General features: G+C 51.7%; 22 protein-coding genes. 9 read left to right on the forward strand and 13 right to left on the reverse strand.

What is annotated here, in order from left to right; translation table 11 throughout:
• Positions 1-114: 114 nt before the first annotated feature.
• The 7 genes from IDM48_RS09950 to IDM48_RS09980 form a co-directional block, all read right to left on the reverse strand.
• Positions 115-1,836 (reverse strand): ABC transporter family substrate-binding protein, encoded by a 1,722-nt coding sequence (locus IDM48_RS09950; protein ID WP_190617215.1) that lies wholly within the window; start codon positions 1,834-1,836, stop codon positions 115-117.
• A gap of 313 nt (positions 1,837-2,149) precedes the next feature.
• Entirely contained in the window at positions 2,150-3,874 is a 1,725-nt protein-coding gene (locus IDM48_RS09955; protein WP_190617217.1) for an ABC transporter family substrate-binding protein, read from the reverse strand.
• Positions 3,875-4,174: 300 nt separating this feature from the next.
• Positions 4,175-6,394, reverse strand: coding sequence for an ABC transporter ATP-binding protein (locus tag IDM48_RS09960; protein WP_190617219.1), 2,220 nt, complete (start codon positions 6,392-6,394; stop codon positions 4,175-4,177).
• On the reverse strand, positions 6,394-7,389 hold the full coding sequence (locus tag IDM48_RS09965) for an ABC transporter permease (protein ID WP_145175296.1): 996 nt from the start codon (positions 7,387-7,389) through the stop codon (positions 6,394-6,396). The genes IDM48_RS09960 and IDM48_RS09965 overlap by 1 nt, the downstream gene beginning before the upstream one ends.
• Positions 7,389-8,372 (reverse strand): ABC transporter permease, encoded by a 984-nt coding sequence (locus IDM48_RS09970; protein WP_068172928.1) that lies wholly within the window; start codon positions 8,370-8,372, stop codon positions 7,389-7,391. The genes IDM48_RS09965 and IDM48_RS09970 overlap by 1 nt, the downstream gene beginning before the upstream one ends.
• Before the next feature lie 302 nt (positions 8,373-8,674).
• Entirely contained in the window at positions 8,675-9,637 is a 963-nt protein-coding gene (locus IDM48_RS09975; RefSeq protein ID WP_190617221.1) for an NAD(P)-dependent oxidoreductase, read from the reverse strand.
• 108 nt (positions 9,638-9,745) lie between these two features.
• Positions 9,746-10,402 (reverse strand): TetR/AcrR family transcriptional regulator, encoded by a 657-nt coding sequence (locus IDM48_RS09980; RefSeq protein WP_190617223.1) that lies wholly within the window; start codon positions 10,400-10,402, stop codon positions 9,746-9,748.
• 134 nt (positions 10,403-10,536) lie between these two features.
• Here IDM48_RS09980 and cls point away from each other — a divergent pair, with 134 nt between their 5' ends.
• The 5 genes from cls (at position 10,537) to IDM48_RS10005 (ending at position 15,341) form a co-directional block, all read left to right on the forward strand.
• The gene (gene cls / locus IDM48_RS09985; RefSeq protein WP_190617225.1) at positions 10,537-12,027 is read left to right on the forward strand and encodes a cardiolipin synthase; all 1,491 of its coding nucleotides are present in this window, start codon (positions 10,537-10,539) and stop codon (positions 12,025-12,027) included.
• Positions 12,028-12,245: 218 nt separating this feature from the next.
• Positions 12,246-13,460: a glucose-1-phosphate adenylyltransferase family protein gene (locus tag IDM48_RS09990; protein WP_190617227.1), complete on the forward strand. Its 1,215-nt coding sequence runs from the start codon at positions 12,246-12,248 to the stop codon at positions 13,458-13,460.
• Positions 13,461-13,556: 96 nt separating this feature from the next.
• Positions 13,557-13,961, forward strand: coding sequence for a gamma-glutamylcyclotransferase family protein (locus tag IDM48_RS09995; RefSeq protein ID WP_202939874.1), 405 nt, complete (start codon positions 13,557-13,559; stop codon positions 13,959-13,961).
• Positions 13,954-14,385 (forward strand): ASCH domain-containing protein, encoded by a 432-nt coding sequence (locus IDM48_RS10000; RefSeq protein ID WP_238397973.1) that lies wholly within the window; start codon positions 13,954-13,956, stop codon positions 14,383-14,385. Before IDM48_RS09995 ends, IDM48_RS10000 begins: the two co-directional genes overlap by 8 nt.
• A 146-nt stretch (positions 14,386-14,531) precedes the next feature.
• Positions 14,532-15,341, forward strand: a complete 810-nt coding sequence (locus IDM48_RS10005; protein ID WP_190617231.1) for a trimeric intracellular cation channel family protein — start codon at positions 14,532-14,534, stop codon at positions 15,339-15,341.
• Between the two features lie 398 nt (positions 15,342-15,739).
• Here IDM48_RS10005 and IDM48_RS10010 read toward each other — a convergent pair whose 3' ends face one another.
• Entirely contained in the window at positions 15,740-17,218 is a 1,479-nt protein-coding gene (locus IDM48_RS10010) for a glycerophosphodiester phosphodiesterase (protein ID WP_190617233.1), read from the reverse strand.
• Complete coding sequence (locus IDM48_RS10015; RefSeq protein WP_190617235.1) at positions 17,155-17,367, reverse strand: hypothetical protein; 213 nt, start codon at positions 17,365-17,367, stop codon at positions 17,155-17,157. Before IDM48_RS10015 ends, IDM48_RS10010 begins: the two co-directional genes overlap by 64 nt.
• A 1,238-nt stretch (positions 17,368-18,605) precedes the next feature.
• On the opposite strand from IDM48_RS10015, the gene IDM48_RS10020 reads away from it, so the two are divergent.
• The 4 genes from IDM48_RS10020 to IDM48_RS10035 all read left to right on the forward strand — a co-directional run bounded on the left by IDM48_RS10020 (position 18,606) and on the right by IDM48_RS10035 (position 22,708).
• The gene (locus IDM48_RS10020) at positions 18,606-19,361 is read left to right on the forward strand and encodes a UTRA domain-containing protein (RefSeq protein ID WP_190617237.1); all 756 of its coding nucleotides are present in this window, start codon (positions 18,606-18,608) and stop codon (positions 19,359-19,361) included.
• Between the two features lie 2 nt (positions 19,362-19,363).
• On the forward strand, positions 19,364-19,933 hold the full coding sequence (locus tag IDM48_RS10025; RefSeq protein WP_145175276.1) for a GNAT family N-acetyltransferase: 570 nt from the start codon (positions 19,364-19,366) through the stop codon (positions 19,931-19,933).
• A gap of 148 nt (positions 19,934-20,081) precedes the next feature.
• Complete coding sequence (locus tag IDM48_RS10030) at positions 20,082-20,699, forward strand: DedA family protein (protein ID WP_190617239.1); 618 nt, start codon at positions 20,082-20,084, stop codon at positions 20,697-20,699.
• Between the two features lie 80 nt (positions 20,700-20,779).
• Positions 20,780-22,708, forward strand: a complete 1,929-nt coding sequence (locus tag IDM48_RS10035) for a penicillin-binding transpeptidase domain-containing protein (protein ID WP_068172586.1) — start codon at positions 20,780-20,782, stop codon at positions 22,706-22,708.
• Positions 22,709-22,877: 169 nt separating this feature from the next.
• Here the strand turns inward: IDM48_RS10035 and IDM48_RS10040 are convergent, their stop codons facing one another.
• From IDM48_RS10040 to IDM48_RS10055, 4 genes are all read right to left on the reverse strand, one after another.
• Positions 22,878-24,404, reverse strand: a complete 1,527-nt coding sequence (locus IDM48_RS10040) for an MFS transporter (protein WP_190617241.1) — start codon at positions 24,402-24,404, stop codon at positions 22,878-22,880.
• A 246-nt stretch (positions 24,405-24,650) separates the two neighbouring features.
• Positions 24,651-25,400 (reverse strand): amino acid ABC transporter ATP-binding protein, encoded by a 750-nt coding sequence (locus IDM48_RS10045; protein ID WP_190617244.1) that lies wholly within the window; start codon positions 25,398-25,400, stop codon positions 24,651-24,653.
• Complete coding sequence (locus IDM48_RS10050) at positions 25,393-26,067, reverse strand: amino acid ABC transporter permease (protein WP_190617246.1); 675 nt, start codon at positions 26,065-26,067, stop codon at positions 25,393-25,395. Before IDM48_RS10050 ends, IDM48_RS10045 begins: the two co-directional genes overlap by 8 nt.
• 23 nt (positions 26,068-26,090) lie before the next feature.
• Positions 26,091-26,912 (reverse strand): transporter substrate-binding domain-containing protein, encoded by an 822-nt coding sequence (locus IDM48_RS10055; protein ID WP_068172596.1) that lies wholly within the window; start codon positions 26,910-26,912, stop codon positions 26,091-26,093.
• Positions 26,913-26,919 lie beyond the last annotated feature (7 nt).

A 26,919-nucleotide genomic window follows, 5' to 3' on the forward strand; every position in this document is an offset into this window, starting at 1 on the left:
ACGTTTAGGTCAGTTTCACTTTTTACCCTGCCCTGCATTGAGGTGTGCAAAAGGGTCAACTTTTCGAGGAAAAGTTGACCCTTTTGGGCACCTCAACGATAGAGAGAGGAGTTGTTACTTAGTCCAACCGCGCTTGAGCCAGGTGTTGGGTGCCTGGTTGACGTCGCCAAAGAGGGCTGCGCCGAAGTTCGCCAGCTCGTTCTTTGCCATGAAAATTTCGGGACCGTTGAAAAGAGTACCCATCATGGCGAATTCTTCCATGTGCTTCTTTTCAATCTCGTTGCACTTCTTGTTGCGCTCTTTGTCGTCCTGAATCTTTCCGGCTTCTTCGATGAGCTTGTCGATCTCTTTGGAACCCTGACCCTTGTTATTTGCTGAGTGGTAGTACTGCTTCGCCACAGTGGTAGCGTCGGGGCCAACGGTGTAACCGGAGAAGGTGAGGTCGAAGTCCTTGTTGCCGACGACGGTGCCAAAGTTTGCATCGGGCTGATTGTCGATGGCGCATTCGATTCCTGCGGTCTTCATCTGCTGCACTAAGGTCTGGGCAAGGGCTGAATCCACGGGATCATCACCGAAGGTGGTGACGGTGAACTTGGCGTTCTTGCCGTCCTTCTTGTAGAAATCGCCATCCTTCTTGTATCCAGCTTCTTCAAGAATCTTGCCGGCGTCCCAGTCCTTGGTTGCTTCAGCAAAGTTATCTTGGTAGTACTCGGAGAACGGCATGAGCATCATGGAACCGGGCATTTGCTCGGTCCAGTTGAGGCCGTTGAACTTTACCTTTGCCATGGCGTCGCGGTCTACCGCGGCAAAGATAGCCTTACGCATTTCAAGGGGTAGGCGGAAGGAGCTCATGTTCAGACCACCGGCAAACAGACGCTGACCTCGGCGGATTTCTGCGCCCTGGGTTCCTTCAACATCCTTGTAGGCGGTGAGGGTGCGAGCTTCAACGGCGTCCAACTCGCCATTCTTGAAGGACGCACGCTGAGCGGAGGTCTCCATCTGACGGTAGGTGACGTGCTCTAGGAGGGGCTTTTCGCCCCACCACTTGTCGTTGGGAACCATGGCGAGAACTTTTTCGGAGGAGTTCCAGCTATCTACTTTGAAGGGGCCAGCCTGCCATTCGGGGTGCAGCTTATCGACGAATCCGTTATTGAAGGTCTCTTTGTTGTTGACCTCGGGGTGGAAGACGCCAAAGCCGTAACCGAAGACGTCGGAAATCGGGTAGTAAGGCTCTTTCATGGTCACCTTGGCGGTAAAAGCGTCGCCGTCTTCTTCGATGGATTCGATGAGCGAGTGGGGACCGGAGTCGACCAGGTTGAATCCGTTATCGAGACCCTTACCCAAGATCTCGGCAGTTGCTTGAAGAGCTTTAATGTCGATGGGGGTGCCGTCGTTGAACTTCGCTTTGGAGTTCAGTTTGATGCGTAGAGTTTGGACGCCGCCGCTGACTTCTTCCTGGAAGGATTCGCAGAAGTTGGGGTTGGGTGAGGCTTTACCTTCGAAATCGGTCTGCCATAGACCGGATACGTTGATGGGTGAGACGGCAGAGAGAGCTAGCGCGTTGTCGTGGGTATTGCCGTTTTGGTTAGCGACGTTGAAGTCGGGACCCAAGGATTTCAGAGCAAAGCGGAATTCGCCACCTTCTTTGAGGTCTGCTCGTTCCTTGGGGTTGACCGAGATGAGCTTGGCGATGTCTTCGCCCACTCCCAGGGCTGATGCCGATGCGGCGCTAGAGGTGTTGCCGCTGTTTCCGCCACCGCAGGCGGCAAGTAGACCGACGGAGCCGATAGCGGTTCCCGCAAGAAGGGTACGACGGTTGAAGATGAAATTTTTCATAGAGGTGTCTTTCGAATGGCTAGAGCAATGTGTGTGGATATTGTTCAACCGATCCTTACATTTGTGGTGTAAGTCTCAATAATGTTGAACTTTATCTAACACTAAAATTATGCTCCGTGCAACACTAGGAGAATATTTGAGAAAACCCTCCGTCCCCTCGCTAAATCCACCGTCAGCTCGACGTCGTCACCCTCTAAAAAGACCCACCGCCCACAAACACCTTCACACCAGGCATAAAAAAGTGCCTCAAAGGCAAAATTCAGAAACCCTAGGGTGTATAAATTTAGCCTTTGAGGCACCTTAATTCAGTGAATTACTCTTTAATCCAACCGATGTTTGACCACATATGAGGATTCAAGCGAGGCGAGCCGAAGAGTGCAGCACCCCAGTTCGCAAGAGTCTTCTTCACGACGAAGATATCAGGACCATTGAAGATGGTACCCATCATCGCGAATTCCTTCATGTGCTTGAACTCAATTTCATTAGCCTTCTTATTGCGCTCGGTGGCATCCTGAATCCTGCCCATTTCTGCGATGAGCTTATCGATTTCATCAGAACCCTCACCGTCGTTATTGTCCTTTAGATAGTACTGGCTAGTAGCCAAAGTACCATCAGAGCCAACGGTGAAACCCGAGAAAGTCATATCGAACTGCTTGTTGCCCATGATATCTGCGAAGTTAGCATCAGGCTGGTTATCGATGGTGCACTCAATGCCCGCAGATTTCATCTGCTGAACCAACGTCTGAGCCATAGCACCGGATACCGGATCATCACCGAAAGTGGTTACAGCAAATTTTGCATTCTTGCCATCCTTCTTGTAGAAGTCACCGTCCTTCTTGTAGCCAGCCTCTTCCAGAACCTTACCGGCTTCTACACCTTCAGTAGCCTTCGAGAAGTTGTCCTGATAGTACTCCGAGAATGGCATCAAGAGCATAGATCCTGGGAGTTCCTCTGACCAATTCAGACCTTGGAAACGAATATCAGCAAGTGCCTTCCGATCAACTGCCGCAAAGATTGCCTTGCGCATTTCAACAGGCAAACGGAAAGAGCTCATATTCAGACCGCCGGCAAACAGGCGCTGTCCGCGACGAACTTCTGAATCTGCAGTGCCCTCAACGTCCTTGTAAGCGGTGAGGGTGCTTGCCCCCACCGAATCAATCTCACCATTCTTGAATGCTGCACGAGCAGCAGAAGCTTCCATCTGACGGAAAGTAATGCGCTCAAGAAGAGGCTTCTCGCCCCACCACTTGTCATTGGGTACTACAACTGCACGCTTCTCGGATGAATTCCATTCCTCAAGCTTGAAAGGACCGGCATGCCATTCATTGTGGATTTTGTCGACGAAGCCGTTATTGAAAACTTCTTTGTCGTTCATTGCAGGATGGAAAACACCGGAACCAAAAACATCTTCAATGGGGTAATAAGTCTGGGACATGGTGACCTTTACAGTAAAGGCGTCACCGTCTTCTTCAACCGATTCAATGTAGGCGTGAGGACCCGGATCAACCAGGTTGAAACCTTTATCTAACCCCTTGCCAAGAATTTCGGCAGTTGCCTGAAGTGCCTTCACATCGATGGGAGTACCGTCGTTGAACTTTGCCTTAGGGTTCAGCTTGATGTTAAGAATCTGCTTGCCACCCGAGACTTCTTCTTGGAAGGACTCGCAGAAATCAGGGTTAGTAGAAATCTTTCCTTCATAATCGCTCATCCATAGACCCAAAACAGTAACGGGTGAAAGCGAAGAAACGAACACTGCTGCAGAAGAGCTATTTCCGTTTTGAGAAGCAGTGTTAAAGTCGGGGCCTAGGTCAGCCATAGGAAGGGTAAGATCGCCGCCTTCTTTCAGCTCAGTGCGCTCTTTAGGATTAATAGAGATGAGCTTTGCGATATCTTCGCCGACTCCCAGTGCGGAAGCTGACTCGGCATTAGTAGTGTTACCACCCTTGCCACCTCCACATGCTGCGAGTAGTCCGGTAACTCCGAGTGCTGAAGTGCCGAGCAAAAGCGAACGGCGGTTAACGATAAAGGATTTAGGCATAAGATCCCCCTTATGTAATGCACAGTGTGCGTGTGGGTAGCTTTGCCACAATTTTCCGAAAAAAACAGTGAAACAAAGCTGATAATGCGCGTGCCTTCCTCTAATCTGAAAGGCTCGTGGTTGAGATACATCTAACACTATTTGTGATATATATCGCAACTTTTTGATAGCAATAATACGAAATATAAATAGGGGCATTTACCTCTACAGGTGCCCGCATGCGCCGCCGTATGAGCGGCGTGGTACCAGGCTGACGAGGAGTCACCTCAGATAACCCCTCGTCAGACCGCCTTTTCGGAGCTAGGCCCGAATCGAACCTTCACCCGCAGCACTTGAATCTGCCACGGTCGAATCTGCAGCCAACGCAGAATCACCCCAGGGGGTTTCATCCTGCGATACGCCAACAACCGCCTCAGGGTTAGTCGCAGAAACGATAGCGACCTCCTCGTTGGGGAAGTAGCAGGCATACTCGTGATCCAGGTTGCCTTCGCGGCTCATCGCCGGGTGCTCGCTGGTGCACACCTTCTGCTTCTCCTCAGGTAGCAACTTGAAGATGGGGCAACGCGTGCTGAACGGGCAACCATCGGGCGCGTTCAACGGCGTCGGCAAATCACCCTCCAGAATAATCCGCTCACGAGATGCTTCCACCTCCGGATCAGGAACCGGAATAGCCGAAAGCAACGCGCGGGTATAGGGGTGAATCGGGTTGTCGAACACCTGATCCACATGCCCAATTTCCACTACGCGGCCCAGGTACATCACTGCAACACGGTCAGAGGCATGGCGAACCACAGCCAGGTCGTGCGCCACCATGAGGTAGCTCAAGCCTAGGTCTGCACGGAGCTTCTCCAACAGGTTAATAACGCCTGCCTGAACCGAAACGTCGAGTGCTGAAACCGGCTCATCCAACGCCACCAGCTTGGGGTTAACCGCGAGCGCACGAGCAATACCGATACGCTGACGCTGACCACCAGAGAACTGATTGGGGAAGCGGTTCACATGGTCCGGCTGCAGACCCACCGTGCGCATCAGTTCGATAACGCGTTTCTGAATGTCCTTCTTCTTCCAACCCTGGTTTTCCAGGGGTTCAGCAAGAACTTCGTAGACGGTAAAACGGGGGTCAAGCGCACCGGTGGGGTCCTGGAACACCATCTGCTGGTTCTTGCGCATCTTCAGAAGCTCAGAGCCTTTCAGCCCATCATGGACCGAAGAACCGTTCACTAGGATGTCGCCGTCGGTTTCTTTGTTGAACTCCATGATTTCTAGCAGCGTGGTGGTTTTACCACAGCCAGATTCACCCACGATGGAGAAGCACTCACCCTCGCGAATATCGAAGGAGACGCCGTTGACCGCCTTGACGGTACCTACACGACGCTTCACCAAAGCGCCCTTGAGCAAGGGGAAATGTTTCTTAAGGTTCTTGACCTCAAGCACAGTGGGGCGCTCTTCACGAGGAATCGAATCATACTTAGATTCAGGAACCTCAGGTACGGGGTAAAGATCTTCGGGGCGAGCGTCCACAAGCTGTTCCGCAATATCTGCAGCAGCGTAGTGACCTTCGCCAGCGCCCTCAATCAAGCGCAATGCAGGCTCTTCAGCCACGTCCTTGCAGCACTGACCGCCAGACTTAGCGATAGGGCAACGAGGGCGGAACGAGCACCCGTGCACCTCGTTCAAGAGGTTGGGCGGCGTACCGTCGATAGGGACCAGCGAAACCTTATCCGCACGGTCAACACGCGGAACCGCGCCCAGCAGACCGATGGTGTAGGGGTGCGCGGGGCGGGTGTAGATATCCTCAGCCCGTGCAATTTCCACAGGCTTACCGGCATACATGACCATGATGTCATCAGCCATACCAGCCACAACGCCGAGGTCGTGGGTAATCATAATGATGCCCGCGCCGGTTTCTTCCTGCGCCTTTTCCATGACCTCAAGAACCTGAGCCTGAATGGTTACATCCAGAGCGGTGGTAGGTTCGTCCGCAATAAGAACTGCGGGGTCATTAGCGATAGCCATAGCAATCATCACGCGCTGGCGCATACCACCAGAGAATTCATGAGGGAAGGACTTCAGACGGTTCGCAGGGTCCGGGATACCCACCAAACGCATCAGCTCTACCGAACGATCCTTAATCGCCTGCTTGCTCATGCCCTTATTGTGAACCTTCAGCACCTCACCAATCTGATCACCAATGGTGTACACCGGGGTCAGAGAGCTCAGCGGATCCTGGAAAATCATCGCGATATCTTTACCGCGGTGCTCACACATCTCTTTATCCGACAGGCCAAGCAGTTCCTTGCCCTTGTACTGGATAGAACCGGTGATATCCGCGGTGGTAGGGTGAAGCCCCATAATCGCCATCGAAGCTACCGACTTACCGGAGCCCGATTCACCCACGATGCCGAGCGTCTTACCGGCGTGCAAATCAAAGTTGATACCGCGAACCGCATGCACCACGCCGTTTTCAGTGTTGAATGAAACGTTAAGGTCTTTGACCGAAAGAACGGGATTAGCGCTCATTATTTTGCCTTCTCCTTCTTGTCTTTCTTAGCCTTACCCACCGACAGTGAGGTGGGATCGAATGCGTCGCGCAAACCGTCGTTCATCAAAGACAGCGGGCCAACGAGTAAGAAAAACAGAATCATGGGAATCCAGAACATCCAGGGCAGAGTATTAATCTGGCTCGATGCCTGAGCAATCAGTGAACCAAGCGAGTAGTTGGGGTACTTCACGCCAATACCCACGAAGGTGTATGCAACCTCAGAAAGAATCGCCAAGGTAATACCGCGGGTGAAGTTCAAAACCAGCAGGGAGCCGATGTTTGGAACCAGGTGACGCCAAACGATTTTGAAAGGCGAAACACCCATGTAGCGGGCGGCTTTCACATAATCGCGCTGAATGAGTGACATCGCCATCGAACGAATCACACGGGCGTCATACATCCACGAGAAGATCAGCAAAACGATGGTGAGGATAACCCAGCCGGGAAGAACTTCGCGGATTTTCTGGCCGCCAGCACCGTTAATCACAATTGCAATCACCAGAAGCTGAGGTGCCATCATGAGAGTTTCGAGGAAGAAGAGCATGACGTTATCGAGCTTGCCCCCGAAATACGCCATGATGCAGCCATAGACGGCGGAGATGATAACGCTCAAACCACCGACAATGAGACCAATTGCCATCGAGGTGCGCACACCTTCAACAGCCTGGGCATACAAGTCGGTTCCAGCGCTGGTAGTACCAAACCAGTGGGCTGCGCTGGGACCGGTTGCCATGTAGAAGGGGTCAATGGTGTTGGTATCCCACTGCGCCAACAAGCCGCCAAAGAGACCAAAAAGACCTACGAGAATGAACACAATCAGACCAAACGCCGCCGCCTTGTTACGGAAGAACCGGCGGGTAATGATCGTGGACTTATTGATGACTTTGAAGTCAGGAGTGTCATCCACCTTCAACTCGGGAACATCTTGCGACTCGCGAGGAAGATTATCTGTTGGAGGAACTGCAGCAGTCATTAATTCATCCTCACTCGGGGGTCAACAATGGTAGTTGCAATGTCAGCCAAAATCGCTGATACGGCGAAGAGCACCGAACCGTAGGCAAGAGTTGCAGTTGCCGCATTGACGTCCTGCGCACCAATCGCCTGAAGCGACCACAATCCGATTCCGGGCCAGGCGAAGATTGCCTCAGCGAAGAAACCGCCGGTGAAAATTGCGGGAACGGTAAAAGCGATGGACTGCGCCACGGGAATGAAGGAAACGCGCAGTGCGTGGCGAGTAATCGCCTGGTTGCGGGTTAGACCTTTCGCGCGAGCAGTACGGACGAAGTCAGCATTCACGCTATCGAGTAGGTACTGGCGCTGAGCAATCTGGTAACCGCCCCAGGACATGATAGTGATACAGAAAGTAGGTACCAGGTAGTGAGCCGCCATATCGACGATGGTCGGCCAGCCAGGTTCAACACCCGGCGACGAAATGCCTGTCACGAAGAAAATACGGTCCCCTGCCGCCTGGTTAATAGCAACCGCTCCCAGCTGCACCAAGAAGTAAGCAATAGGTGCGGGGATGATGTAAACCAGGTAGGAGTAACCGGTAATGATACGGTCAGATGCCTTGTACTGGCGAGCCGCGGAAAACACACCCAGAGCCACACCGATAATCAGCGACAAAATAATAGCTGCGGCAAAAAGGCGGGTAGAGACCCAAACACGCTGGCCAAATTCACTGTTGATGTACGCGCCGTTGGGCGAACGTCCCCAATCAAAGTGGAAAAGAATGTCCTTGAGCCACTGCACGTAGCGTTCCCAGGCGCTCATCTGTGGGTCAAGTTTCAGTGAGGCAAAGTTTGCCTGAATCTGTTCCGGTGTAGGACGCGGAATTTTCTCCTGCTCAAGGAGAGCAGGGTTCATGGTCTGGACGGCGAGGAAGTAACCGGCGCTGGTGACCAAAAAGATCATGACCACGTAGGTCAGGGCGCGTTTGAGGATGTACTTAAACATGTACTTTCTCCTTCAAGCGCGAAGTATTCGTGTACTTTTGCATGTGTGTGATTACCTTTTCAGGTTCAGCCGAGCCACTGCTGTGACTCATGACACTTCGAAACTGGTTGGTCAAATCTTATAACCAATATGTAAGACATACCAAACCGGTTTTATCCCGTGAACACCGCGCAGTCATTCTTCTTCATGTCTAAAATTTCTGCTACATATTTCCTCGTCAGCTTGAAAATAAGCACAAAAATGGCTCTGTGCCGAGTACGGACAGAGCCATTATTGAATTACCGGGGGGTAAAAATGTTCTACTAATTCATCTTGTTACGGTACTCGCCGTGCCCTCCTGCAAAATCTTTCCGTAGCGCTTCAAGATTCTGAGCAATCAGAGATTCAGGGTCCACCGGTCGGCCACCGGCAGCATGAGGGGTAATCACCAGATTTTTCGTGCCCCATAAAGGATGATCGGCAGGCAAGGGCTCCTGCGAAACGACGTCGAGCGCCGCCCCAGCGAGGTTTCCACCGTTGAGAGCTTCCATCAAATCTGGCTCGTTCACGGTGCTCCCGCGCCCCACATTAATCACGAACGCGCGCGCAGGGAGCTGCTTCAACACCTCGGCGTTGAGCACCTGCTCCGTTTTATCGCTCGTCGGAAGAATCATCACCAAAACATCGGTTTCTGGCAAATACTCCCCCATCTGATCTTCGGTAATAACAGGGAAGCCATTTCGGTTGCCCTCGCTACGCGCCACACCGGTTACATGGGAACCAAATGCTTTGAACAGGCGGGCGGTTTCCTTACCAATAGAACCAAAACCCCAAATCAACACATTGGCATCGAGCAAAGTGGTCACCTTGCCCTCAGGATGAAGCTCCTGCGCACCACCCAACTCAGAAGCCCAATGAGAACGATCCTGTTCCTCTGCCAGGACCGGCAAGAAACGAATGAAATTCAAAGTCAACGCAAGAGCATGCTCAGCCACGGTCAGTGAATGAAGACCGCTACCAGAAGCAATAATCGCCTCTTCCCGGAACCCCGCAGCACGTGCCTGATCCGGCCCAGCCAACAATGCCTGCACCAACTTCACCTGATCAAGATGCGCGGCGGCATCTTTCAGCTGCTCATTAGTATTAGCCCAGGCAATCAGGACGTCGGCGTCATAGTGCTCTGGAGCCAGATTCTCCTGTGGGTCATAAGAAACGAGCTGGTCCTCATCCGTCAGCCCTAACTTAGATTCATCCAATGTGATGCTGGTGGGGGTCAAAATCTTCACGGCAGTCTCCTTGGAATATTGATAATCGTAAATTTCTATACCTACTGACTATCTTATGAAGACCCCGCACAGAGTGTAAGCCCCCCATCTCTCATAAGGTATGAAAACTTAGTCCTCGCGTAGCAAATCCCTAAACAAATCCACGCTCTCACGCACCACCTGGTCGCGGGCTTCACCCTCGGGCAAACCCTGCGAAAAATCCATATATCGCAAAATTGCAGAAGCAATGGTTACAGACGCGCGCGCTTTACCCCAGTACTCCTGGTTAACTTCGGCGCCTTCCTCCAAGAATCTAAACGGCCCCCGACGATTATTCGCAGCGAAATCCTGCCAATCAATCGTGCGCAGAAAATCCTCCACCACACGTTCGCACTTGAGCAAATACACCTTAAAACGGGTGCGGAACTCGGGGTACTTCTTGCCCAGCTCTCGATAACGTCGGTGTTCAGTGGCAGGGATTGACTCCACCACCACACCCAAAAGCAGGTGCACTACTCGGTCAAACACATAACTTTGCTGCCGGGCCTGATCCGCCTGAATCATCGCAGGCGTAATTTGCGGTTCCCGCAGGCCTAACACGGCGTCTTCTTTAGTCGCAAAATAGTTGAAAAAGGTACGCGAAGAAATACCCGCACGCTCAGCAATTTCATCGGTAGTTGTTTGCTTCAGACCGTTTTTCTTTACCAGCGCGACGGCAGCCTCATGGATAGCTTTCCACGTCCGCTCCCGGCGTCGCTCTCGAAGCGTAGGTTCACAATTTTGCACCCCTCTACTTTATGCAGTTCTGCAAAATTGCACAACTGCAACTACATACTGGGTCATAAATCACCCTCCGCTTCACCTGCAGACCTCTCAAATAAGCATCTCAGCAAGTCAGCTATGATAAAGAGGTGAACTTCATGAGTAACATGGTGGATTTAGCCAACCTCCCCACTTGGCTGGGTATTACGCTACTGGTCATCGACATTGCCGTGCGTATCATCGCCCTATGCTGGCTCCCCTACAACCGCAAACCCGTGGTCGCCCTCGGCTGGCTCATGGCAATCTTCCTGGTGCCCTACATCGGGTTCATCGCCTTTCTCTTTTTCGGTTCCTCCCACCTGCCCCGGCACCGCCGCGCCCGCCAGAGAGTCATGAACGAAATGATTCGCGAGCGCCTCGACAACGGCGACGGCGACGAGGTCAACCCCGTGCTAGGCACGCACGTCGCGCTACCCGAAAAAGCAAAAGTGGCAGCCCGGCTCAACTACCGGCTGGGTGCGCTCCCCATGGTAGGTGGTAACGAATTTCAGCTCCACACCGATAACCATGAAGCTATGCTGCACATGGCGGAGGAAATTGATAAAGCCACCGACTACGTTCACTTCGAGTTCTACATCACCGCCTACTCTGGTGCTTCGATTCCGCTTTGGGACGCACTCTTTCGCGCCCAGGAACGCGGCGTCAATGTTCGCGTGCTGATTGATCAGATTGGTTCGCGCAAATACCCCTCGTACAAGAGATTGCGCCGCATGTTGAACAAATCAGATATTCAGTGGCACCTGATGCTTCCCATCAATGTTTTTAAGGGCAAGTGGCAACGCCCCGACTTGCGTAACCACCGCAAAATCCTGGTCATTGATGGGCGTATCGCTTATTCCGGTTCACAAAATGCGATTGATGCTTGTTACGACCTCAAGAAGAACGAAAAGAGGGGCCTGCTGTGGAAGGATCTCACGTATTCCGCTAAGGGCCCTATTGTGGATGAGCTCAACGCGGTGTTCATGTCCGACTGGTATTCGGAAACTAAAGAACTACCTCTGGGCGAAATCAACTCGGATATTCAGACTATTAACGACGGTCAGCTAGCTCAGATTGTGCCCTCTGGCCCCGGTTTTGAAACCGAAAATAACCTGCGGCTCATCAACTACCTCATTAATAATGCTGAGGAACGCATCGTCATTTGTTCCCCTTACTTCGTACCCGAGTCAACATTGTTGCAGGCGCTTACCAGTGCCGCGCTCTCGCGAATCGACGTCGAACTTATTGTCTGCGAAAAGGGCGACCAGTTCCTGCCCAATATGGCGCAACGATCCTACTACGAAGAACTGCTCAAAGCTGGCGTGAAGATTCGCCAGTACCCCGGCCCCACCGTGTTGCACTCAAAGTACATGATTATTGACGACTGCTACACCTTCATCGGTTCTTCAAATATGGATCCGCGTTCGTTCGCGTTGAACCTGGAAGTTTCCACGTTCATTGTGAATAAGAAAATGGTGCGCGAACTAGACGACGTTTCGGATACCTATATTTCCCGGTGCAAGACGTTGCGCTATGACGAATGGGTCAACCGCCCCAACCGTGTGAAGATTTTAGAGAACATTTGCCGGTTGTCGTCATCGCTGCTGTAAGACGTCTGGGGTGGGGCGGGGCGGCTCGACCGGGTGATTCTTAACTGATCGCAAGAGTGGCGTTATGAGGTGTAAAACTGCGCCCCAGAACGCTATTTTGACTAGCACTTAATTTTGTAGCCTGTTTCACTTCGCCTCTTGACGGTAGGCTGGAACGATACGAAAAGTTTCGACTCGACGAGACGCCCCGCAAACTGAACTCAGCAAACGAGGTACCCATGTCCGATCCGTTTCCCACCACCCATTCCCCGGCGACCGTCGCTCTCATTCTCGCCGGCGGGAAAGGTAGCAGACTATCTCCGCTGACGGACGCGCGGTCCAAACCCTCGGTGCCTTTTGGCGGGGGTTACCAAATCATTGACGTGGTGCTCTCCAACTTGGCTCATTCACGAATTCGCGACGTATGGATAGCTGAACAGTATCGCCCGTTTACCCTCAATAAGCATCTCGCCGGTGGCCGACCCTGGGATTTAGACGGCACCCGCCACGGCTTGCAAATTCTTCCGCCTGTCGAAGGCCGCGCAGCGGATGGTTTCGCAGAAGGAAACGGGCACGCGCTCTACCAACAAGTTCCGCTCCTCCAATCATTTAGGGCAGATACCGTGGTGGTTCTCAGCGCAGACCATCTCTACCAGATGGACTTCCGGCTTGCCCTGGAACAGCACGAACGGCTGGGTTCAGACCTCACTATTATCACCACTGAAACGGATGAAGATCCATCACGTTTCGGCGTCGTGCAAACAGGAAAGAATCAGAAGGTTACCGGCTACGATTACAAACCCGAGAATCCTCAGGGCAATCTGGTTGCCACTGAAATCTTTATCTTCAAGGTAGAGGCGCTCAGCAAAGCAGTGGACCATCTGGTAAAAGAACTCGACGGATATGAAGACCACGATGAGCCTAAGGGCGCCTCTCTAGGGGATTACGGCGAGACGATTCTGCCCTACTTTGTGGAAAACAAGAAAGTACACGAGTTCCGTCATACCGGCTACTGGCGAGATATCGGGACCATTGATGCCTACTACAAAGCACATATGGAATTGCTGGAGGGCAAGGGCTTAAATCTAGACGACCCCGGCTGGGCAGTTATTACCCACCATGAGCCCCTTGCGCCGGCTCGCTCTTACCAGGATTCCCATGTGAGCCATTCAATGATTGCCCACGGCTGCCATATTCACGGAGATGTCAGCGGGAGCATCATCGGTCCCGGAGTGACCATTGAGGCGGACGCGAAAGTTTCTCGCTCTATTCTGCTCGGTGACCTCACAGTGCCCGCCGGCGCCGTCCTCGAATCCGTGATTGCAGATGTATTTGCAGAGATTCCCGTTGGCCAAACGGGCAAAACAAAGCCTGGCCCGGGAAATATCACCGTTTTGGTGCCCTCTCAACGCGGGGCAGACGTCAACGGACAAGACCAGACACTCGGTGAATAAGTGGGAGAAACATTAGACGCCAGAAATTTTTCCAGCGCCCGCCCTTCAAGTTTTATACCTGAACATTTACCGGTTTTTGTGTACGGAACTTTGCGTGTGGGAGGTTCCAACCATTTTTTGCTAGCTGGCAAAGATGAGCGGCAGGAACCGGCCACCCTGGAAGGCGCCGTGCTCGTCGATAACGGTCGATTCCCCTATTTACTTGATTCGCCAGAAGTCCTCGGTACCTTGGACGACGTCGGGGCGGTGCGTGGCGCGCTCGTTCATGTTGATGGCACAGATTGGGAACGGGTTTCTGCCGTTTTGGACGAGTTAGAAGGTTGCTCGACTGAACACCCCGTAGATAATCGAAACCTTTACAACCGCCTTCAGCGCGAAGTCACTACTGCCTCAGGCAAGCGCGAACTGGCATGGGTATATATCCCGCCGGTCGCGCGTCAAGCTGAATTAGCAGAACTATATCCGATGATCAAATCGGGAGATTGGATGGACCGTGCCTGAAAACATTAGCCTTGAGTCTCTCGAAGAGGGTCACTACGGATCCCCCGGTCCGTTGCGCGACAAACTAGTTGCGGCAATCCTAAGCGGGGAGAAAACCGGCACCTCGTCCCTGGTTCAGCAATATGAAATGGACGGTGATCCTTTACCAGCGGTAGGAGACCGAGAAGCGATTCTTGATTCCGACGGCAACCGAGTCTGCGCTACCGAGAATACGGAAGTCACCGTCGTCCCCTTTGGAGATATCACCCTTCAACAAGCGCTGGATGAAGGCGAAGGATTCGAGAGTATTTCCGATTGGCAGACGGCGCACCGCCAGTTCTGGGAATCGGAACAGTTCCGCGCATCAATGGGCGAAGACTACCGGGGCATCACCGCTGACACCCCCGTAGTCTACGTACGCTTCAAAGTCATCGCCCGAGCCTAAGACTCGCTCCCCCGCTGTACCGGGCTCGCTTGAACAGTTGCTCTTTAGAATTAGCCCTTGTGTGTGATCGATACGTTCTTGCCCATCAGACACCAAGCGATATGATGAGTGCGCCCGTTTAGATTTATGCGCCAAGGAGTGAGCCGTTGCAAGATTGGGATCCCAGCCTACTGTTTCGGATTGTCGACGTCGCGGCAGTTGTTGCCAACGGGCTCTTGGGCGGTGCAGTTGCCCGCGCTTTTCGCTTTGATGTTGTCGGTTTTATTCTTTTAGCCGCGCTCTCTGGCATGGGTGGCGGTTTGATTCGCGATACTCTGCTGGGTATTGGGTTTCCCGTTGCTCTCACCGATTCTGCGTATTGGGCAGGTGTGATTATTGCTTCTGCGCTGGCTTATTTCTTGGATTTGGGGTCACAGTGGGCATCGCGCGTTCTGGTGATTGTGGACTTTCTAGGAATGGGATGCTGGGTAGCCACCGGAACCATCAAGGCGTTGGGCGCTGGTTTAGAGTGGATTCCTGCTATTGCCTTGGGCGTGACGACGGCGGTGGGCGGCGGCGTCCTGCGCGATATTATGGTGAACCGTATTCCTTCTATCTTGGGCGGTAACTCGCTGTATGCCACGGTCGCTTTGGTGGGGGCTACGGAAACCGCTCTTTTGACCGAGGTTTTCCGCCGCCCTAACGTAGCAATGGCGGTTTCGATTGTTTCGTGCTTGGCAATTGGTTTGATTTCTCGTCGTAAGAATTGGAAACTCCCCGCACCCGTTAATTTGAAGGTGCCGCGACCGCAGCTCAAGTTCATTTCTCGTCGGACCGCTGTGGTGTTTGATGAGAATGAGGGATGGACGCCCGGCCAGCCTCTGACGGAGAATTTGCAGATTCTTACACCGGAGGAAATCCGAAAGTATCGCAAACGAGACAGGTTTAAAAATATTTCTAAATTTAGAAAGCGCTAGCCACACGTCAAATATGTATAAAAATACCCTCGAAGTATCATTTACGATACTTCGAGGGTATTTTATTTCTTGATCGGGTTCGCAATCTAATCAAGAGGACTGAATCCCCCAGTGGAGGTTCACTTTGCTAATAATGGCAGAACTAATGCGTTCGCGTATCTTCAACTGTACCAGCGTTATGAGCCTATTTTTCGCTTAATTTAGCCGGAGGAAAGCACTCCGAGATGATGAAAAAGTGCCTCCCCCTCCTGACATGCCCCGACGGCTAAAACCCGTTGCCGAAAACCTCTTTTGTGTTTCCAGCCACTATAATTGCAATAAACAACAAGGGGAATGAGTCTAAAACTCATTCCCCTTGTCAGAGCATTTTATTCATTTTTTAGTAAATATATGCACTCTTAGATTTTATAGGTCACCACGTTGCTCAACGCCAAACCACCACCGACGTCGTTACCGTGGTAGCGACCGAAGTGTACGTGAGGCCCACGGTAAGTAGCATCAGCCACAGGCTGTGAGCGAGTTCCGCCTGCTTCAAAAGTGATAGTGCCGGGGCGAACAATCAACTTGCAAGTAATATTCTGGTCTGCCACGATTTTCGTCTTGGGGACCACGGTTGCCAAAGGCGTGAGCGTAGCACTACCGGCATCGACGCGCAGCAACTGCACAAGGTCACCCTGGCGGTAAACACCCTTCTCATCAACCACAGAAGCGTGCGGGCGCACTGCCAAAATGTAGCCACCGCCGTTGGGGTTGGTGGTATCAAACTTTCCACCAATACCAAACGGCGAGTCATCAGCGCGACCAAATGCCATATATCCGTACTGCCAGTCAGTGTTAGGCAGACGACCTTCCCACTTCATGTCAAAGTACATCACCCAGTTGCCACCGGAGGTTTCCACGCGGTGAGAAATGGGGCCCAAGAGCATAGACTCGTCGTAAATCTCGCGATGGATCAGCGAGTTATTTTCCCACACGGGCATGTTACTGACGTCCTGCTGACCTGCCGGGAGCATACCGTCCAAACGGCGCGCCTGATCCAAGAACAAATCGGGGCTAGTTCCGCCACCTGAAAGCCAGTAGGGGTTAGGGGACATAAAGCCGCGCACGCCGAGAGTGGCGAAATAATCTCGTACAGACCGGCGGTGCACTTCCCAGACAATAACGGGCTTACCCAGTGCAACAATGCTGGTGATCTTCCAGTCGCTCATGGAAGTTGCAGCGCGACCGGTAACAGTCTCAAAGAAAGGCACACCCGCGAGATCCACATAGGGTGACTTCACCAAAGTGGTGATGTTCGCAAGCGAATCCCCAGCATCAAAGTAGCACCAGGTGCGGAAGCCCGCATTTTTGGCGATTTTTACAAAGCCAGATTCGGGGTCAAACCCACCTGCACCGTTGCGGTACATCTTGATAACAACCTGATTCTTCAGGCCGCGAGCCTCCAGCACCTGGAGAAGCTGCGCCTGAGCGCCGGCGTCTTTTACCTCGACGAAAAGTATTGCATTCGCGCCCACCGAGTTGAAAGCTCCGCCAGCGGGGGTTGCGGCAATAACGTCCAGCGCTTCTGCCAGAGTATTGATATTGCGCAGAGGCGTACCCGAACCAAGGAAGGGGCGCATATCCACCATTGCCTGTTTCAAATCAGCAAGGTAGGACGACGATACATACCCTTCAGACAGGGTGGTTGTGCGGCGCAGTGCGTTATCGTGCATGCACACGAGCTCGCCATCTAGCGTGGTGCGTACAGAAATCTCGACGGCGCGCGCGCCACGAATAATCGCCTGCTGGTAAGCGTAAGCGGTGTGCTCGGGATTTACGTCACCGGCACCACGGTGTGCAATAACGAATTGGAGCTGAGCAAGAAATTGGTCAACCAATGTTGCAGAAACGGGCTCAGCAGCCTGCGCTGTTGTTGTTCCACCGGCAAGCGACGCTGCACCCAGTACAGCTCTCCTGCACCGGTAAGTTGCAGAGCATTTCGGCGGTTTAAAACACCAAATGCGTTCTGGTGTTGAGAAATAGACATAAATCCCCTAGATCAGTTCTAAATAATTTTTTTACGTCCTATGTTTCCCCCGTAGGGCATTGGGATTACACACTAGTCATTTCTCAGGGTTATACAACTACGGGTACTTTTGTCGGTTTACTCCAAAGTGATGCAATTTTTCCCCACAAGGGGAAATACTATTTATTCTTTCGTTTTTGGGGGACAAACCGTGATACACATCTATGCTCAAGCTCACTTTTCGACACTCCAGAAAGACCTGAGAATTTGTTCTATCTCCGCATGTCAAACTCTTATTTCACCGCCGAAATAACCTTCTCCATGAGAAAGTGTTTGATTCGCAAAGTTTTCCTATCCACAAGCAGAGCCCGGGAATCGTGAGAAAAATTTTCTAAAAAATTTTTTGGTCCCCATCATGACCCAACAAATGATATTCGGAATGTCGAATAAAATAGGGGTGGCTTACATTTTCAACGCCACAGCAACCCCTTACCCAAGTCAGCCACAATTTTTTTTAAAAAATATTTTCTCCGTAAAGTGCCTTGAGGGGTCAAATTCCACGACACCTCCCCCACAGACTGATGCATAAATACGCCAGAATCCCCTGTCTCCGCCTATCGGATGAGGGCACTCATACTTATAGGTCATAGTGGCTGTCGAATTACTTCCTGTATAGTTCTAGAAGTCAGCCCGCAAGGGTGAGACACCCAGCAATGGGATCGAACGGTGAAAGCCGAGAGAACAGACTAGCCAAAGGTTCGCACCCAAGAGGCAACAGCAGATTGAATGCTGAGACAGTCTTTATGTACAGCGATTTTTTGGGGAAAGAATCGCGCTCTTGTAGCTCACGCGTTCGAATGCCAGCGCAGTTAGTATCTTGGGGAAGATAAAACTAGCTGCTCTGAAGTATGCAAGGCTCGCATCTTTCGGGGGAGAGATGCGAGCCTTTTACTTTAACTTTGCCTTTTCTCCCCGAGACTAAGCTTTTCTCCCATAGACTAAGAATGTGCATATCTAAGATGTAGCGAACTTATAGAGATATCTTCATCACTTACCAGCAGTATTATTTGATAAGACGGCATTCCAAAAGGTAAATTAAATTCAAATTTAAAAATATGGGATTGCTGGTTGCCCTACCCTAAAATTACTTTACGGTCGTCTGCAGACTTATCTACGCTCGGCATCTAATCCTGTGTACACGAGTAAAACTGGCAGCATGTTGGAAAGTAGCCGCCGGAGCTAATTATGAGGGAATTCAGATGATTATCGACGAAGTCAAAAAGCTCTACGCCAAGACTCCCGCCAAATTGCCCGCCTACCGCCGTATTCAGTTGATGATTACTTCGCAGCTTGAATCCGGAGATCTCAAGGCGGGCGATCCCATCCCTTCAGAAAATGATTTCGTCAACGCTCTGGGGATTTCCCGCATGACCGTCAACCGGGCCATGCGCGAGCTCAGCAACGAAGGTCTGCTCAAACGCACCCGCGGTATTGGCACGTTCGTCGCGGAAGAAAAATTTCCCGGTGACTTCATGAGCGTTCACAATATCGCCGATGAGATTAAAGAACGCGGTCATTCCCATTCTCAAAAGCTCCTCAAACTAGAGAAAATTAATAAGGAAGATGACCATGAGTTCTGGGATTCAGGGCAGATTCCGCCGGAAATGGGAGAGACCGCTTTCCATTCGGTGATTGTGCATTTCGATGACGGCGTACCTTTTCAAATTGAAGAACGCTTTGTCAACGACCGCATCGCACCTCGTTACCTGGAACAAAATTTCGAGAACCTCCCCCCCGCTTCCTACCTCAACTCCCTCATATCAGTCACTCATGGCATTCACAAGATTGATGCTATTCTTCCTAACAAGGATCAGCACGAGATACTAGAAATTGAATCGACTGAGCCCTGTCTTCGTATTGAACGTTTTTCTTATTCTGAAGAAGAACTTGTCTCCGCTGCGTGCCTGTTACACCCCGGATTTCGCATTGTGTTGGAGGGCGAGTTCGGAAAGTAGCCATGCCAGCTCCCGAGCTCATTGCAGAACGCTTTACGTTACGCCCTTTGCGCGAAGCTGATATTCCAGAACTCACTTCCGCCTGCCAAGATTCCGAAATTTTACGCTGGTGCATGGGTGTTCCCCTGAATTATTCCGAAGAGACCGCAAGAAACTACATCGAATTCAGTCACGACGCTGCCGATAATGGCAATGAGCTCATCTGGGGAATCGATCTTTCGGGTACTTTTGCTGGTATCGTCAGCCTCTACAACCTGACTGACACCTCAGCGGAGATAGGTTTTTGGCTTGCGCCTGTACTACGGGGTCAGGGTTTGCTCACCGATGCCGCGCGCGTCGTCTTAGGTTTTGCTTTTGACCCGCTGGGTATGGGGCTCGACGAAGTGACCTGGACAGCGATTGCCGGCAACGCCGCTTCCGAGCGGGTTGCTATCAAGCTTGGGTTTAGTGACATCCGGTGTGAAGAAAAGGGCACTCAGGGTCGCCCCACCGAAAACGGCACAGACACCCGTTTGGACGCCCGCACGGCGACCATGACGCGCAAACAGTTCTCGCATATCGGTTTAGATTAGGATATTCCCAGCTCTTTCACAGTGGTTTTAGGTAAAGTTCCAGGTATTTAGCTCTTTTGGCTATACAACTTGAACCATCAATTCGAACCCATATTTATCTGCGCTGTTATTTTATCTACACTGCAGCAGCCATGCGGGAAAGGAAACAATGTTCGATTCGATTATCAACTGGATTATCCACCTCATGGAGATTCTAGGAGCCCCCGGCGTGGGTGTAGCAGTTTTCTTGGAGAACGTGTTTCCGCCAATCCCTTCCGAGGTTGTTCTTCCGCTTGCAGGTTTTACGGCATCCCAAGGCAATATGAATCTCATCGCGGCGTTCCTGTGGGCTACAGCAGGATCAGTAGTCGGAGCGTACCTTCTTTACTGGTTAGGCGCAGTCATTGGTGCTAACCGTCTCCGCCGCATTGCGGATTGGATGTGGCTAGTGGAGGTAGAGGACGTTGATAAGTCCCTGCACTGGTTCGATAAATACGGCAAACTTTCCATTCTTTTTGGTCGTCTCATTCCCGGTGTGCGCTCCCTGATTTCAATTCCTGCGGGCATTGACCGCATGAACGTCCTGTCCTTCGGGCTCTTTACTTTGTTGGGTTCTGCCGTATGGAACGCGCTCCTCATCTACCTGGGCTTTATTCTGGGTGAGAATTGGAGCCAGGTCGCCGATGTGATCGGACAGTTCTCCACCGTTATCAAAATCGTTATTGCCGCCCTAATCATTTGGGTAATTATTAAGCTAATCCGTCGCCAAAAGAAGCGCCAGAAATAAAGCCACTCTCAGCGCTAAGTTAGGTAGACTAAGTTTTATCTAACGTTTCAGCTTGTGCTGACTTTTTGAATTGATAAAACATGACTACATTTTCTCGCCGTCACCTCTTTCTAGGGTCTGCAGCAACCTCTCTGGCGCTTGCGCTCTCTGCTTGTTCTTCAGATTCTCACCTCCAAGAAAGTGCCCAGAACCTTGCTTCTGCGCTGACTAATCTGGACATTTCAGGAATCCAGTTTGCCAACCGGGATGCTGCCCAGGCACAGAAGTCGCTGGAACATGCGTCTTACAATATGACCGGGGCAGAACCCACCGTGTCCGTGGCTGAAGTCAATCAAGGGGGCGACTCTCCCAGAGCCAAGCTCCACTGGGCATGGAAGATTCCCGGTTCTCCTCAGCCCTGGGAATACGATTCCTCGGTTACCTTTACCGCTGAAGGCGAGAATATGACCCCGCAGTGGTCGCCCACCGTCATCCACCCCGATGTGGAGGAATCCGCAGGGTTGCTTCTCGAATCAAAATCCGCCTCCCGAGGTGAGATTCTAGGGCAGGACGACGCCGCGATTGTCACCTCTCGTCCCGTGGTGCAGGTAGGCATCGACAAGACTAAAGTCTCTGGAAATGAAGCACAACAGAAATCTGCACGAGCCCTGGCGGAACTCGTAGATATTGATGCAGATGCTTTTGCGAAACAGGTAAAAAATGCTGGCGAAAGCCAGTTTGTTGAGGCTATCGTATTACGCCAAGAGGCTTTCAATAAGATTAATCAAAGCGACATCGAGAAAATTGAGGGGTTTTTCAGCACAGAAAGTACCCGCTCGCTGGCACCCAGCGCCGATTTTGCCCCGGATATTCTGGGCACGGTGAGCCCTGCGACATCCGACGACATCGAAAAATCTGAAGGAAAGCTTGTTTCAGGGCAGATGATCGGTCACGGCGGTCTGTCCGAACGGTTTGATGAGCATTTGCGAGGCACCGATGGCTACTCAATCTACAGCGTTCAAATCAAAGATGATGGTTCTGTAGATCCAGAACAATTCATTAATCGAGATAACCCTCTCCACCAGGTGGATGTCTCTAACGGCAAGAACCTCAACATTACCCTCGATTCTGCAGCGCAATCTCAAGCGGTAAAGATTCTTGAAGATCAAGATTCCCCCAGCGCTATTGTGGCTATGAGGGTATCCACCGGTGAAATCCTGGTTGCTGCCAACGGTAAGGCTTCTGAGGGGTTCTCTACCGCTCTAATGTCCCAGTACGCTCCCGGATCTACCTTCAAGATTCCTACCTCACTCAGCCTGCTTCGCAAGGGCATGAAGACCGACTCCATTGTCAACTGTTCGGAATCGGTTACCGTAGACGGTCAAACCTTCAAGAACGCTTCCACCTACCCCGCAGATGCTCTGGGCGAGCAAACTCTGGCTGTAGCGGTGGCGCAGTCGAGCAATACCGCTTTTATCAACGAACGCGATAAGGTGACGCAGGCAGATTTGCACGACGCCGCCGCTGCTTTAGGCATCGGTATAGAAGCTGACCTCGGCGTACCGGCATTCTTTGGCACGGTGCCCACCGATGCCAGCGAAGTAGAGCACGCCGCATCCATGATTGGTCAGGGAAAAATCTTGGTTTCACCGATTGCCATGGCAATCGTGGCAGCCAGCGCGTATAAAGGCGAAGTGGTCAAACCTGTTCTGGTGAAAGAGCAGCAGTTAGGCGAAACAAAAGTTTCTAACACCTCACTCACCCAAGACGAATCTAAACAACTCAAAACCCTGATGCGCGGCGTCGTTGCCGAAGGCGGACTACAAAACCTCAAAGAACTCACTCCCGATACCGCCGTGGGTAAAACGGGAACTGCCGAATACGGCAACGACAACCCGCCTAAAACCCACTCCTGGGTCATGGCAGTTCACGAAGATATTGCTGTGGCTCTTGTGGTGGAGGATGGCAATTTGGGTTCTATCACCGGCGCTCCCCTAGCCCTGGAGATGTTCCAGGAATTCAAGAACTAGGCACTAAAGCTTATTCATATAGTAGAGAGGACGCTCGGAACAGCATGAGGCAAGCTGGCTGGGTCTGGCGTGAATCGCTTCAATGAGCGCTAGCGAATCCAAGCGAGAGGGTTTGCTTGCCGATGGCTGTTCCGAGCGTCCGGCTCCATTACTTTATGAATAAGCGATACTACTCGCTAGCTACTGAAGCTGCGGCGTCCGTCGAGATGCCGCCCTCTTTTTCGAGGATTTTCTCCGCACGGTCAATACGAACCTGAGGAATAGGCATGGTTGAAGTATCCAGATTTTCGTTTTCCAACTGAGTTTCAACCAATTCGGCTGCTTCTTCTTCGGTTTCAACCGCAGGCATAGAACCCAGCAAGTTACGGCCAGCGGTCTCCTTGAGGAAGAACATGCCTACCAAACCAACCGCGCAGGCAATCATAATGTAGTAAGCACCTGCGTACTCTGTATTCCACCAAGATTCCAGAACGGTAACAACCGAACCTGTCGTCGATCCTAGAAGAGCCACAGCGATGTTGAACATAACGCCCATTGCAGTGTAACGACTAGCGGTGGGGAACAACGAGGGCAAAGTGGAGGGCTGAATCGCAGCCTGGAACATGAGCAAAATACCCATGAGCATCAAACCCAGGAAGGTTGCGACTGCGGTTCCACGCATCATGAGCCAGAAAGACGGCACGGCCAGAAGAATACCTAAAATAGCACCGGTAATCATCACAGGCTTACGTCCAGTCTTATCTGAAATCCAACCAAAAACTGGAAGAGCAAACGCAACGATGAGCAAAACGGGAATGAGCAAAGCGTTACCGTGAAGAGTGTCGTAACCCAGCGAATCAGTGAGGTAAGTGGGCATGAAGGTGGTCAGTGCATAACCAATCACCTGAGCGCACATCACTAGAGCTGAACCAATAAGAAGCTGAGGCCAAAAACCCTTGAAGATGCTCTTGAAAGAGTCCCATACGGAACGACCTTCGTCATTATTATCGCTATCCATTTCAGCTTCAAAAGCTGCTGACTCGTTGATGTGCGAGCGCATGTACATACCGATAAGGCCAAGAGGCAGCGCAACCCAGAAACAGATACGCCAGCCGAACGCGAGCATCTGTTCGGGAGTAAGCATGAGTTCAATAACGGTAGCTAACGCTGCCGCAGTAGCGAAACCAATGTAGGAACCCATATCCAAGAAGGATGCCCAAAAGCCGCGCTTACGGTCTGGAGCGTACTCGGCGATAAAGGTTGCAGCACCAGCATATTCGCCGCCGGTAGAGAAGCCCTGCACGAATTTCAGCAGAATAAGCGTTATGGGCGCTGCCATGCCCCAGGTGCTATAACCGGGAATGCAGCCAATCAAGAAGGTGCCAAAAGACATCATGATGATAGTGAAAGCTAGGATTTTCTTTCGCCCTAGCTTATCGCCGAGGGGGCCAAGAACAAGGCCGCCGATGGGGCGCACGATGAAAGTTGCAGCAAGCGCGCCGAAGAAAGCGAGCTTGGCCCAGGGATCGCCAAAGGGAAAGAAAACTGCGGTGATAGAGGCAGAGAGATAGGCATACACACCGACGTCAAACCATTCCATGAAATTTCCCAGAATGGTTGCTCGGAGAGCCTTTTTCATCTCTTGCGAGTCGACAACATGAATGTCGTCCTCTTTCAACAGAGGAAAGTTGTTGTGGATTTGCTCAACAGTAGCCATAAGTAAACTTTCTTTTTGCGTGACTTACAAACGATAACGCAGACAACTGGTAGAAACTCAGTGTTTATAGGGGTTGAGTGTAGTTTTAGTGAGCCATATCAAGGACTTAAAAGATGTATATCACTTAAAATTTGGATAGTTTCCCAGATTGCTCCTCCGCTTCTCTGCACTCTTACCCAGGGTCTACTGCTAAAAGATGCGTTAAAAACAAAAGACGCCACCTTGCGGTGGCGCCTTGAACCTGACCTAAGAGGCACTACTTACGACATCAAAGATGTTGAGGAACTGCCGGATGCGCGGCTGATCAGAAGCGAAGAAATCGCCGGCTGGACCGTCAAAAGCCACTCTTCCCTCATCCAAGAAAATAATCTTGTTGGCGACTTTCTGAGCAAACGCCATATTATGAGTCACCACGACCAGCGACCGGTTCTCCCGCGCCAAATCAATGAGCACTCGGATAACCTCTGCCTCAAGCTCTGGATCCAACGCAGAAGTCGGCTCGTCAAACAACAGATAATCGGGGCTCACTGCCAATGCCCGTGCGATAGCTACGCGTTGTTGCTGACCACCGGAGAGCAAATCAGGGTAAGAATCAATGCGGTGCTCCAAACCCACCTTCACCAGCAAGTCCCGTGCAAGTTGCTGGGACTCGCTCTTTGACAGCTTCCCGTTCAAGGTAGGCGCCAACGCCACGTTCTGCAATGCAGTGTAGTTGGGAAACAGATTGAACTGCTGAAACACCATTGCCGAATGCTGACGCATGGTACGCACCTGAGCATCTGACAGCTTCCCGCCGAACTGCAAACGGTCGCCCTCAATCGTCAGAGTACCCTGCTCGGGAGTTTCTAACAGATTGAGACAACGCAACAGAGTAGATTTGCCCGAGCCTGACGGACCCAAGATGACCGTCGTCTCGCCGTCGTTCAACTGAAGATTAATATCCTTCAGAATGTGCTGGTTGCCGAAGCTTTTGGAAAGGCCTTCAACGCTAAGCATGAACACTCCTCATGTATCGGTTGCTTCGTTTTTCCAGGTAGCTCTGAAGAATCGAAAGCACAGTGAAAATCACCAGGTAGACGGCGGCAACCTCTGCATACATCGCCAAAGGCTCGAAAGTTCGGGCAGCAATCTGCTTGCCCGCCTGGAAGAGGTCAATGAGCGAAATAGTGGAAACCAACGAGGTGCCTTTGACCAAGTCAATCAAATCATTACCCAAAGGAGGTAGCGCAATACGCACTGCCTGAGGTATCACCACGTGGCGCAACGTCTGCAACTTGGTGAAGTTCAAAGTCTGTGCAGCCTCAAACTGCCCTCGAGGAATCGAGGCAACCGCAGCACGGAAAGTCTCAGCCACGTATGCACCGGTGTTGAGCGAGAGCGCAACAATCGCCGCCGTCCAACCATCGAGAGTGATTCCTAGCTTAGGCAACCCGTAAAAAATCAAGAACAACTGCACCAGCAGCGGCGTTCCACGGAACAGCCACACATAGATATTCGAAACCCATTGAAGAGGTTTGAACCTACTCGAACGCAACCCCTGCGCCACAATGCCAATCACAATCGAAAGAATAAAAGCAATGATTGAGAGTGGAATAGTGATTTTCAGAGTTGCCATCAGAAGTTGCGGCAACGACTCAGCCCACAGGCTAAGATAACGATCCATCTTTTCGAAAAACCTATCTAGCTTTATGCCTTAGGAGTGAGGTCAAAGCCAACATACTTGGTGTAGATAGCCTTCAAATCACCGTTATCTATATGCTTCTTCAACGAATCATCAATGGCCTGCTTCAGCGATTCTGCGCCCTTAGGCATCAAGATAGCAGCCTCAGATGCCTCACCCAGTTCACCTTCGAGAAGGCGAATCTTAGCGTCGGGGTGCTCCTGTTTGTAAGCCTGGAAGGTCACAGCGTCGTTACCGCAGCAATCTACACGGCCCGAGAGAACCTGCTCGATTGCCTCATCAAAACCCGTAACGGTCACGATGGTTGCACCGTTCTCTTCCAGCAGGGTACGGAAGTTCGAGGTTTCAGAAGCAGCGGCAGTCTTACCGTTGATATCAGATACCTTCTTTAGATCGGACGAATCCAGTACGCCCACCTTGCCTTCAGAAGCTACATAAGTTATCGAGAAATCGTACTTCTGCTTGCGCTCATCCGTGGGCGCCACGTTGTTAATGACGATGTCGTAGCGATCAGCATCCACACCGGCAATCAGCGAATCCCACTGAGTTTCAATATATTCTGCTTCTACGCCCAGGTCCTTAGCAATGAAATCGCCAATTTCCTTCTCCATGCCCACGAGCTTGCCCGAGTCGTCATGGAAACCCCACGGCTTGAAGGTGCCCTCCATGCCGATGCGAATCTTGCCGGCGTCTTTAATTTTCTGCAGCTTATCAGCGTTGTCCTGGGATGAAGAGGACGACGACGAGCACGCAGCGAGGAAACCTGCCAAGCTAACAGCGCCGGTGAGCGCGATAGCGGATCGACGGGTGATAGAGGTGTTATTCATGGTGATG

The sequence above is a fragment of the Rothia amarae genome (assembly GCF_014705945.2).
Lineage (GTDB): Bacteria > Actinomycetota > Actinomycetes > Actinomycetales > Micrococcaceae > Rothia > Rothia amarae.